General features: G+C 50.4%; 1 protein-coding gene. It reads left to right on the top strand.

From position 1 onward, the window contains the following. Window positions 1-451 precede the first annotated feature (451 nt). The coding region (locus tag C0623_05370; GenBank protein PLY01423.1) for a hypothetical protein at window positions 452-2,791 on the top strand (2,340 nt) is incomplete at its 3' end.

Consider the following 2,791-nt stretch of genomic DNA (forward strand, 5'->3'; position numbering starts at 1 on the left):
CTTTTCCTTCCTTCGAGAACTCGGTGCCTTGGTGGCGCCCAGACCCTTCTCTTCCTTTCTATTAAGTTTGTATTTTTTTTAACAAACTGCCAACTGCCAACTTACAGCTTACAGCTTACAGCTTGGGTTTTCCCGACATTTAATTATGTTTAATTAGATAAGCTAACCTGTTGAAAATTCGGTTTTTTTATTATTCCTGACACATGGCCTGATATTTGCAAATTATAAGTGTCGAAGAATAGTTCTGTTTCTGTTTTTTTCAGGTTCAAGGATTGTTTTAAACGGGATTTCAATAGTTTATGAGCGTACCGAAAAAGAGTTTTGCTGTTCGAGTCAAGTTTGTAATAACGCAATTTTTGCGCATCAATGCAAAAGTTGTCGTTTTTTCGAGTAAATTCAATGTTTTTGACTGTGAAAGAGCCTGTCTGTACCTAGCCCACGGAGAAGTCTTATGAAGAGTCACTGGTATCGTTTCCTGATCGGAATCTGTATCCTGTTCGCCACTGCCATGCCGGCATCTGCCGGGGTCGGAGTCCTTGATCCCGCCTTCAGCCTTGATGGTAAACTCGATCCGCTGAATGCCAATAATCCGGCCTATGGCCATTCGATTGCCGTTCAGAGCAGTGGTGGCATTGTCGTTGCCGGGCATACATCTTTTTCCGGTGATACTGATGTCGTGGTTCGGCGCTATGGTGCTGCTGATGGTGCTCTTGATACGACATTCGGGACCGGCGGCGATGCGAGATTGGTTCTCTCGGGCAACGATGTCGTAACCGACATGGTTCTTCAGGATGATGACAAGATTGTTGTGGCGGGCTACCACAACGATGGAAGTCAGGACGATACCCTGATCGTCCGGTTCAACGCAGACGGCTCTCTCGATACAACCTTTAACTCAACCGGTTATCTCGCCGACGACTTCTCCGGGTCGTTGCGGAACGACCAGGTACACGGCATTGTCATTGATGGCAGCGGCAATATTGTCTTTTCCGGCTGGACCGTGGTTACGGCTAATGGCGATAACGATGTCGCCGTCGGTCGTCTGACCTCAACCGGCCAGTTCGATAATTCTTTTGACAACGACGGCAAATTATCCTTTGACGTTGGCGCCACCTATGCCGGCGGCGCCATTATTCCGGTCGACAGTGATGATACGGCCAATGGCATTGGAGTCCTCTCTTCGGCCAATGCCGACCGGATTGTCCTGGGCGGTCATTCGGATAATGCCGGCACCAACACACCGTTTTTCGTCTCACTTAATTCCGATGGCTCTTTTGATACGAACTTCAGCACAGCATTAAACGGGTTTTATGTTTTTGGCGGGTATGAAGGTTCAATCTATGACCTGGTGGTCAATGAGTTTGATGAGATCGTTGCCGCCGGATCGATGTATAACAATTTTGATACTGTGCCGAGCCTCAGCAATGACGCCGCCCTGATCCGCATGACAGCGGCTGGCGACCTTGACTCGAATTTCAGTTCAACCAATACCCCCGGTGTTGTTCTGGTCGATTTCGATTCCGGATCCTCCGGCGTCGATGACAGCAGTGATGATGCGTTTTACTCGGTATCCTACATGGATTTCGAACTCAAATATCTCGCTTCAGGCGTTACCACGCCATTTTCGGGGACCGTTGCCGATACCGATTTTCTCTTTGCCCGTTTTCTCAACGACGGCTTGTTGGATCCGGATGGCTCCTATGATGTGACTGCCGGAGAATATTCAAGTACCCTTAAAGCGATCGATTTCCTTGGTAACGCTGATCAGTCCGGCGGCGTTGCCTTTGATGCCATCGGCCGCCTTCTCGTCTCCGGTTATCAGACTTCGCTCGACGGTACTGATATCGATTTTGCCGCCGCCCGACTCGATGGCGGCATGTACGGAGTCCTTGCCGTTAACAATAACTTTCCCAAGACCGCATCCCTCAATGTCACCTTGTCCATTGATTGCCAGTCGACGGTTGGTAACACGATCACCAAGATGTGCATCCAACGCTGGGACGATATCTGGACCTGCCGCCACCAGGATGATCCCGCTTACGACGATACGGTCTGGCAAGCCTACAGCGCGACCGCACCTGCAGTACTTTACGATAATCCGGATGATAAATCGGGCGAGACACCGCAGGAATTTTATGTCACCTGCATGGATGAGTTCGGTAATATCTCCGAAACCTACAGTGATTCGATTATTCTCGATAATGTCCCGCCGTACCTGACCATTGACGTGGTCTCTCCGGTGATCGACAATTCGCCGGCCGTCGATCAGCAGGTCAGTGGTAATATCGATTCCGGAATCACCGTAACCGTTTCGGTCAGCTCCGAGCCAAACTCTTCCGTCGATACAATTGAATACTATTACGATGATTTTACCGGATCCGGACCGACCTGGCACGCCGATCCAAACCCGTCGCCAACCGCCGCCCCGGAACAGTGGCGAGCCTGGGTTCGCGACCTGCAGTACGGCGACAATGTCGTACAGGCCTACGCCAAGGATTATCTTGGCAACATCGCGGTTTCCCGCGGCACCATTTCGTTGTTCAATAATCTCGGAACTTCCAATGACACCGACGGCGATGGCATGATCGACTCCTACGAGATTTTCTGGGGATTCTATCCAAATAATCCGGCCGATGGCGGGACTTCTTCCGTTGACTATTATGTCACTTTGCAGAATATTGACATAAACGGTGTGCCGATCTCAAACAGCTTTCCTGACCTGACCGGCACGACCGGCAATATCACCCTGATGAGCCCGCTGTTCACCGGTTACGACTGTACCGTCACCGCC

The organism is Desulfuromonas sp., from assembly GCA_002869615.1.
Classification (GTDB): Bacteria; Desulfobacterota; Desulfuromonadia; order Desulfuromonadales; family UBA2294; genus BM707.